Below are 8,068 nucleotides of genomic sequence, written 5' to 3' on the forward strand. Positions count from 1 at the left end.
AGATCGGCATTCTCGGCGAACTGCTCGGACAGGATATCGCGCGTGCCCTCGAGCGCCGCCTTGGCGTCGGCCACCTCTTCGCCGATGTAGGCCAGCGCCAGTTCGGCGGGCACCGCCGCGCGGTCGGCAAGGATGGCCTCGGCCAGCGGTCCGAGCCCGCGCTCGCGGGCGATCTCGGCCTTGGTCCGGCGCTTCGGCTTGTAGGGCAGATAAATATCTTCGAGTTCCGCCTTGGTGGCGGCCGCTGCGATCTTGGCCTCAAGCTCTTCGGTCAGCTTGCCCTGGTCGCGGATCGAACCAAGGATGGTGTCGCGGCGCGCATCGAGTTCGCGCAGATAGGCGAGCCGCTCGGCAAGCAGGCGCAGCTGCGTGTCGTCCAGACCGCCAGTGACCTCCTTACGGTAGCGCGCCACGAACGGCACCGTCGCGCCTTCGTCCAGCAGGCCGATCGCCGCGGCGGCCTGTTCGGGCCGGGCAGCGATCTCGGCTGCTATGATGGCTGCGATGCGCTTGATGTCGGATGCCATGTCGTTCCTGCTGTCTTGTCGAAAAGAGCGGCGACCATAAGCGCAGAGCGTCGCTCCGCCAACCGCGGCGTTTTCAACCGCTCAATAGGTCCACAGGAAAGCTGCGATGGCGGTCGGCCTGGATCGAATCAGACCATCCGGCTCAGCGCTTCGAAGAAGGCGACCATATCGACATCGAGCGGCTCGTCGACCGGCTCCGGCTGCGACGACATCTTTGCGATGACGACCTCGGCCTTCGGATTGACATAGAGCCACTGGCCGTGGATGCCGATGCCGCAGAAGGCGCCGCTTGCCGCGCCCGTCTGGTACCATTTGTTGCGGTAGCGGCCTTGCGGAAAGAGGAACGCCATCGTGCCACGCTGCCAGGCCTCGCTGTCTCCGCCTGTGCTGACAGTGTCGCGCACCCAGGCTTCCGGCACGATGCGGCGGCCATTGGCCGTGCCGCCTTGCCGCATCATCTCGCCGACCTGCGCCAGATCGCGCGGCGTGACTGAAATGCCGCCGGCCGTGCGGGCGGTGCCCTCGCTGTCTACCGTCACCGACGCTTCGCTCGTTGCACCGAGCGGCAGCCACAATTTCTCGTGCATCAGTTCGGCGAAGCGCTGGCCGGATGCGCGTTCGAGCAGGATGCCGAGCAGGTCGGAATTGGGCGAGCGGTAGCGGAACGTCCGGCCATGCGGCTCGGCAAGGCGCTGCAGCGTCAGGATGAAATCGACTAGGCTTTCGGTGCCGCCACCCGGATTCCACAGCGTCGCACGGCGATAGCGGGCAAAGGCGCTCTCCGGATCGAGATACGCTTCTTCGAAGTCGAGGCTGATGGTCATGTCGAGCACATGCCGCACGCTGGCGTCGCCATAGGCCGAGCCGGCAGCTTCCGGCAGATAGCGGGTCACCGGCGCCTGCGGATCAAAGATCCCTTCGCCTTCCAGTATGCCGGCCAGGATGGCGGTCAGCGACTTGCTGATCGAGAAAATGATGTGGCGCGCACCGAACTCCATATGCGGTGCGAACCAGTCGCCGACGAATTTGCCACCTTTCATGATCGTCAGCGCGTCGGTATCGGAACGCGTGAGAAAGGCTGCAACAGTCTCCGGTCCGCCGGCCAGAGTGACTTGCTCGCCGAGCAGCCCGTCAAGAGCCCGCGCTGACGCCTCACCGCTGACTGGCACGGCTGCCACGCGTGCGCTCGGCACTAACTCACCGACATTCTGGAACGACCACCGGCTGAACGGGCTTTCGCGCCAGTTGCCGAGCAGCACTTGGTTGCGGCCAAAGCCATATCTGGTCTCGAACGCGGTCTTGCCGGTCATGCGTTTCCTTCCAGTTTTTTTGGAGCTTAGGCCAGCGCGGCGGCGATCGCGTGCACGGCTTTCATCGTCGCCACCGAATAGGCGATGTCGGTGAAATCCGGGTAGCTCGAAAGCTTCACCACGACCATTCTCGTGTTCCAGTCGATATGGATCAGCTGCCCGAACACGCCCCGGCACATCAGCGCGCGTGAGCGCGGATCCTCGATCCAGAACTGGTTGCGGTAGCTGCCTTCCGGCAGGCTGGGATTGAAACCCGGCCCATGGCTGCCATTGCGCGTCGCCTCGATCCAGTCGGCCGGCACCACGCCGCCGCCATTGTCGAGGATCAGCTGGCCGAAGCGGCCATAGTCGAGCAGCGTGGCGTTGAAGCCGCCATCGGCCACGGCGTAGCCGGCGCTGTCGACGGTGAAACAGGCGCTTTCATCCGCCCCGAGCTTTTGCCAGAGTTCCTCCGAAACCAGCTGCGCCAGCCGCTTGCCGGTCACCCGCTCCACGATAAAGGCGAGCACGTCGGTCTCGATCGAACGGTATTCGAAGGCAGTGCCATGCGGCCGGATTGTCTCCTTGAGCCGCAGGATCAATTCAAACATATGCGACGGCCACTCGAAGGCCGGATCGCTGTCCGGCGGCACCGGTTTCCAGCCGCTGGCGACATCGACCTGGCCGATATCGGAATAGCGGTCGGTGTATTCCTCGGAAAAACGCACGCCTGTCGTCATGTCGAGCACGTGCTGCACGCTGGCGCCCGCCCAGCCGGTCGCACCAAGCTCCGGCAGATAGGTCGTCACCGGCCTGGCCGGATCGATCAGGCCGCGCCCGACCAGTATGCCGAACACCGAAGCGGTGACCGACTTCGCCATCGACTGCGACAGATGCAGCGTGCGCTCGGCCATGCCGTTGAAATAGCGCTCATAGGCGATTTTGCCGTCCTTGAGCACGAGCAACCCGTCCGTATAGGTTTCGTCGAGCAGCCCGGCCAGCGTCGTCGGTGCGCCCGTGCTGTCGTTCACCGGCAGCGCATCGAGATCGACTTCGGCTCGCTCGAACCGGCGGCGATGGCCATTGCCGCGCCAGACTTCGACGGTCGGCAGAATTTCGCGGATGTGCTGGAACGCCCACCGGTTCCAGGGTCCCCTGTCCCAGTCGAGCTTCGGCGGCACCATCTTGGGCGGCGACCCCTGCATGATCGGCGGCACCGGTTCGCTGTTGCGGTAAGATGTCATGAGATGCGCCCCGGCAAACATGAAAACAGACCCGGCGGCGCCCGCCGCCGGGTCCGTCACGATGCGATTACTTCTGCAGTTCGGTCCATATCCTGGTGTAGAGTGCCTGCACGTCGGGTGCGCAGTTCAGCATGAACTTGCCCTTGTCGGCGAACTCGGCGGGGATGTTGACCTCCGGCGCCGTTTTCATGTCCTCAGGCATGAAGGCTTCCGATCCCTTGATGCCATTGGCGTAGCGCGCGAAAGACGAGATCAGCGCGGCGTTCTCGGGATCCATGATGAAGTTCTGGAACAACTTGGCGTTTTCGACGTTCTTGGCGTCCTTCAGCACCGCGAGATTGTCCATCCAGATCGGATAGCCCTCCTTCGGATAGCCATAGACCATGTCCTTGTTCTGCAGGCGGGCGCGGAAGGACGCGCCGTTCCAGTCGACGCTGGCTGCGAAATCGCCTTTGGCGAACTTCTCGACCGTGCCGTAGTCCATGGAGATCCATTTCGGCTTTGCAGCCACCAGCGCATCGCGCACCTTCTTCAGCACCTCCTTGTCGCCGGTGCAGGGCTCGCCGCCGACATATCTGATGGCGAGATGCATGACATCGGCCATTTCGGGAACGACGTTGACCTTGCCGACCAGTTCCTGCGGCGGGTCCAGGAAGATGGCGGAAGTGTTGGGATCGCCCTTGTAGACGGAGGTGTTGACCGTCACGCCGGTCGTGCCCCACTGCCACGGCACGGTGTATTTGCGGCCCGGGTCGAAAGGAACGTCGACCCATTTCGGGTCCATGTTCTTGAAGTTCTCCATCTTGTTCGGCTCTGTCTCCAAGAGCAGCCCTTCCTGGATCCAGATCGGCACGAAGCTCGCCGAGGGCACCACGATGTCGAAGCCGCTGCCGCCCTGGCGGATTTTGGCCAGCGCAGTGTCGTTGGAATCATAGTCGGTGACTGTCACCTTGACCTTGTATTTTTCCTCGAATTTCTTGATGAGGTCGGGGCTGGTGTAGTTGCCCCAATTGTAGATGTTGAGTTCGCCATCGGCGCGGGCGAGACCCGCCGAGGCGAACAGCGCGGCGCTGAGCGCCGTCGCAGTCAGTTTCCAATTCATCGTTTCTCTCCTGTCACTCCTGATCCTTTTTCCTGCTGATGAAAAAGAAGACGGTGACGATCAATATCGAGATCAGCAGGAACACCGTCGAAATCGCGTTGATTTCCGGCGTGATAATGCGCCGGAACTGGCCGAGCATGTAGGTCGGCAACGTATCCTGGCCGCCGGACTTGACGAACTCGGTGATGACGACATCATCCAGCGAGATGACGAAGGCCAGCATCAGCCCGGCAAGGATGCCTGGCCAGAGCAGCGGAAAGGTGACGCGCCGAAAAGCCTTCCAGGGTGTCGCGTAGAGGTCGGCCGCAGCTATCTCCAACGACAGATCCATGTTCTCGAGCCGCGCCCGGATCGGCAGATAGGCAAAGGGAATGCAAAAGGCAGTATGCGCAGCCATCAGGTAGCCCAGCCCCGAATAGCCGGTCCAGATCTTGATGCGCGAAAAGAAGATCAGCAACGCCACCGCGGTGACGATTTCCGGCACCATCAGCGGCTGGTTGATGAAGGCGTATTTGAAGCCGAGGCCGGGATAGGGTTTCGTTCGGGTCGTAGCGAGTGCAGCCATGGTGGCGACGATCGTGGCAATAGTCGCGGCGACCGAAGCGATCTGCAGCGACCGGATCGAGGCATCGACGACCTGGTCGTTGTTCCAGGCCTGATAGAACCAGCGCAGCGACACGCCTTCCCAGATCGCGATCGAACTGCCTGCGTTGAAGGCATAGACAACAACCGTGACGATCGGCAGGTACAGCGCGAAAAAGCAGATCATCGCGATTGTCGTGAAGCCGGTCTGCCGGCGAATGTCGAAGCGGCTAGCCATGCGCGCCGCCCTGGCGCCCGGCGGAGCGGACATAGAAGAGCAGCGCGACCATCACGATTGCCATCAGCGAGAGCGACAGCGCCGAGCCGAGCGGCCAGTTACGGCCTTGCCCGAACTGCAGCTCGATCAGATTGCCGAGCATCATATTCTTCGACCCGCCGAGCACGCGCGGGGTGACGTAGGCGCCCAGCGCCGGGATGAAGACAAGGATCGAGCCGGCGATGATGCCCGGCTTGACCAGCGGAATGATGACCCGCCTCAGCACCTGGTAGCGGTTGGCATAGAGGTCGTAACCCGCCTCGACCAGCCGGAAGTCGATCTTCTCCATGCTGGCATAGAGCGGCAGCACCATCAGCGGCAGATAGACATAGGTCATGCCGACCATCAGCGCGAAATCGGTGAACATCATCTGGATCGGCTGGCTGATGATGCCGAGCTTGATCAGCACCGTGTTGACGATGCCCTCGTTGCGGATCACCTCCTGGATGGCGAAAGTGCGGATCAGCAGATTGGTCCAAAAGGGGATGGTGATCAGGAATAGCCAGACGTTGCGCTGCCGCGCGGGCCGGGTGGCGATGAAATAGGCGGTCGGGAAGCCAAAGAGCAGCGTCAGGATCGTCGTCAGGAACGACAGCTTGGCCGAGCGCCAGAAGATCGACAGATGCGCGTCGGCGAAGGCCAGCGTGTCGTCGAAGATGTCACGCTGCATCAGCACCGACAGCCAGCCGTCCGTGGAGAATTTCCACATCACGTCGCCATAGGGGCCCGGCGTCAGGAACGAATAGATTACGACGATCAGCAGCGGGCCGGTCGCCGCCAGAAAGATGATGATCAGTGCCGGCGCTGACAGGAGCCAGCGATCGCGGATATCTCTGCGTTCGGCTTCCTCGGCGACTTCTTCCGCGCTCGCCATCAGTCCCTCAGCACTTGTGCGGCGTCGTTGCCGATCGAAATGCCGACCTTGTCTCCCCGCTCGAAACCGCAGCCGGCGCTGCGCGTGTTCTGCTGGCGCACCGTGAAGGCCTCGCTGCTGTCCAGGCGAACATGGATGTGCGTGTCGGTGCCGAAATAGACGATGTTTTCGACCGTGCCCGACAGGTCGCCCTTGCCGCTGGTCAGCTTGGCATGTTCCGGCCTGACCACCACGGTGGCATTGTCCTTCGGCTGAAAGCCCTCAGCCACGGTCGCGTCGATCGTCGCGCCGGATTTGAGCGTTGCTCGTGCCTTGCCGTTGGCCATGCCTGATATGGCCGCGGTCAGGAAATTGGTCTCGCCGATGAAGTCGGCGACGAAGCGCTCCGCCGGCTTGTCATAGATATCCCAAGGCGTTCCGACCTGCAGGATCTTGCCCGACGACATCACCGCGATGCGGTCCGACATGGTCAGCGCTTCTTCCTGGTCGTGGGTGACGAAGATGAAGGTGATGCCGGTCTCGTGCTGCAGCCGCTTCAGCTCGATCTGCATGTCCTTGCGCAGCTTGAAGTCGAGGGCCGACAGCGGCTCGTCGAGCAGCAGCACTTTCGGCTGCGGCGCCAGCGCCCGCGCCAGTGCCACGCGCTGCTGCTGGCCGCCGGAAATCTGGCTGGTGCGGCGGCCGCTGAGCGCTTCCATTTTGACCAGCTTCAGCATCTCGGCAACCCGCGCCTTCACTTCGGCTTTGGGCTTGCCGAGCATTTCGAGGCCGAAGCCGATGTTCTCGGCCACCGTCATATGCGGGAACAGCGCATAGTTCTGGAACACGGTGTTGACCGGCCGCTTGAACGGAGGCAACGGTGCGATGTCCTGGCCATGCAGCAGGATCTCGCCGGCGCTCGGGAAATCGAAGCCGGCGATCAGCCGCAGGAGCGTTGTCTTCCCGCAGCCGGATGGACCAAGCAGGGTGAAGAACTCATTCTCGCGGATCGACACCGAAACCGTGTCGAGGGCGGCGACCTGTGACTCCCCGGTACCGAATACCTTGCGGACGCCACGAACTTCAATTGCACTTTTACCCGGTTGTTCCGGCACGATTACCCCATTCTTGTGTCCGCTCTTCAGGGCGGATCCAGTTCCCACTCGATTGTCAGCACACGGCGCATGGCTTGGCAAGCATACATCTGAATGTCGATTCAGAAGGCAATTCCCGTGCCACCGTCAGGCCTGATAAGTGACCTTGCCGCCGCAAATCGTCGTCATCGGCCGCACCGTATGCAGCGCTTCCGGCGCGGTCGCCTCGATGTCGCCTGAGAGCACCACGAGATCAGCCAGAAAGCCTGACTTCAGGCGGCCCTTGCGATGCTCCATGAACTCGGCATAGGCGCCTTCCACCGTGTAGCCCGCAAGCGATTCATGCAGCGAGAAACTCTGGTCGGGATCGCTGTCTGCCCAAGGTTTGCGCAGCACTGCCGCCTGAATGCCCAGAATCGGATCGATCGGCGAGACCGGCCAATCGGAGGCGAAGACGACGTGCGCGCCGGTATTCTTCAGCGTCCGCCACGCATAGCTCAGAGGCCAGCGGGCAGGCCCGATGCGCGACACCGTTGGTTCCAGCGGCACGCCCATGCTGCCCGGCGGATGCGGTGGCTGCATCGAGGCAATGACGCCAAGCTTTGCGAAACGCGGTACGTCGGCGGCGGTGACCACCTCGATATGCTCGACGCGATGCCGGCTGTCGCGCCTGCCATTCGCCTTTTGCGCTGCCTCGTAGCCGTCGAGCACGCGCGCACGGCGCCGTCGCCAATCGAGTGCACCGCCATCTGCAGCCCGCGCCTGTCGACGGCCACTGCAAGGTCGATGAATTGCTGCGGCGTGAACAGCGGCTCGCCAACCCAATCCGGACGGTCCGCATAGGGCTCGACCATTACCGCAGTCCATGAATCGAGCACGCCGTCGTAGAACACCTTGACCATGCCCGACGACAGCCATTCGCCATTGTAGCGCTCAGCCATATCAGAGGCTTTGTCGAGCATGTCGAGGGTCATGAAGTTCTTGTAGTGGAACGGCACCTGCACGCGGCACAGCAAGCCGCCTTCGGTCTCGATCTCGGACAGGAGTTCGAGCTGGTGCAAATTGCCGTCCATGTTCTGGATCGACGTGATACCGTGCCT

7 protein-coding genes and 1 pseudogene are annotated in these 8,068 nt (G+C 62.5%); all 8 read right to left on the bottom strand.

What is annotated here, in order from left to right; translation table 11 throughout:
• Positions 1-527: Tex-like N-terminal domain-containing protein (locus EOA85_RS20645; protein WP_281033764.1), on the bottom strand; the 527-nt coding region annotated here is incomplete at its 3' end.
• A gap of 128 nt (positions 528-655) precedes the next feature.
• The gene (locus tag EOA85_RS20650; protein ID WP_127210976.1) at positions 656-1,837 is read right to left on the bottom strand and encodes a serine hydrolase; all 1,182 of its coding nucleotides are present in this window, start codon (positions 1,835-1,837) and stop codon (positions 656-658) included.
• Positions 1,838-1,863: 26 nt separating this feature from the next.
• Positions 1,864-3,060, bottom strand: coding sequence for a serine hydrolase (locus EOA85_RS20655; protein ID WP_127210977.1), 1,197 nt, complete (start codon positions 3,058-3,060; stop codon positions 1,864-1,866).
• A gap of 67 nt (positions 3,061-3,127) precedes the next feature.
• Complete coding sequence (locus tag EOA85_RS20660; protein WP_065007567.1) at positions 3,128-4,162, bottom strand: extracellular solute-binding protein; 1,035 nt, start codon at positions 4,160-4,162, stop codon at positions 3,128-3,130.
• A gap of 13 nt (positions 4,163-4,175) precedes the next feature.
• On the bottom strand, positions 4,176-4,982 hold the full coding sequence (locus tag EOA85_RS20665) for an ABC transporter permease (RefSeq protein WP_127210978.1): 807 nt from the start codon (positions 4,980-4,982) through the stop codon (positions 4,176-4,178).
• Positions 4,975-5,895 (bottom strand): ABC transporter permease, encoded by a 921-nt coding sequence (locus EOA85_RS20670; protein ID WP_127210979.1) that lies wholly within the window; start codon positions 5,893-5,895, stop codon positions 4,975-4,977. Before EOA85_RS20670 ends, EOA85_RS20665 begins: the two co-directional genes overlap by 8 nt.
• Positions 5,895-6,989, bottom strand: a complete 1,095-nt coding sequence (locus EOA85_RS20675; RefSeq protein ID WP_127210980.1) for an ABC transporter ATP-binding protein — start codon at positions 6,987-6,989, stop codon at positions 5,895-5,897. The genes EOA85_RS20670 and EOA85_RS20675 overlap by 1 nt, the downstream gene beginning before the upstream one ends.
• A 126-nt stretch (positions 6,990-7,115) precedes the next feature.
• Positions 7,116-8,068 (bottom strand): annotated as a pseudogene (locus tag EOA85_RS20680) (amidohydrolase); the annotation flags it as partial.

It is taken from the genome of Mesorhizobium sp. M5C.F.Ca.IN.020.29.1.1 (assembly GCF_003997375.1).
Lineage (GTDB): Bacteria > Pseudomonadota > Alphaproteobacteria > Rhizobiales > Rhizobiaceae > Mesorhizobium > Mesorhizobium wenxiniae.

Coding starts and splice junctions, on each gene's coding strand:
- EOA85_RS20665 (WP_127210978.1), bottom strand. CDS start 4,982: ATGGCTAGCCGCTTCGACATTCGCCGGCAGACCGGCTTCACGACAATC.
- EOA85_RS20670 (WP_127210979.1), bottom strand. CDS start 5,895: ATGGCGAGCGCGGAAGAAGTCGCCGAGGAAGCCGAACGCAGAGATATC.
- EOA85_RS20655 (WP_127210977.1), bottom strand. CDS start 3,060: ATGACATCTTACCGCAACAGCGAACCGGTGCCGCCGATCATGCAGGGG.
- EOA85_RS20660 (WP_065007567.1), bottom strand. CDS start 4,162: ATGAATTGGAAACTGACTGCGACGGCGCTCAGCGCCGCGCTGTTCGCC.
- EOA85_RS20650 (WP_127210976.1), bottom strand. CDS start 1,837: ATGACCGGCAAGACCGCGTTCGAGACCAGATATGGCTTTGGCCGCAAC.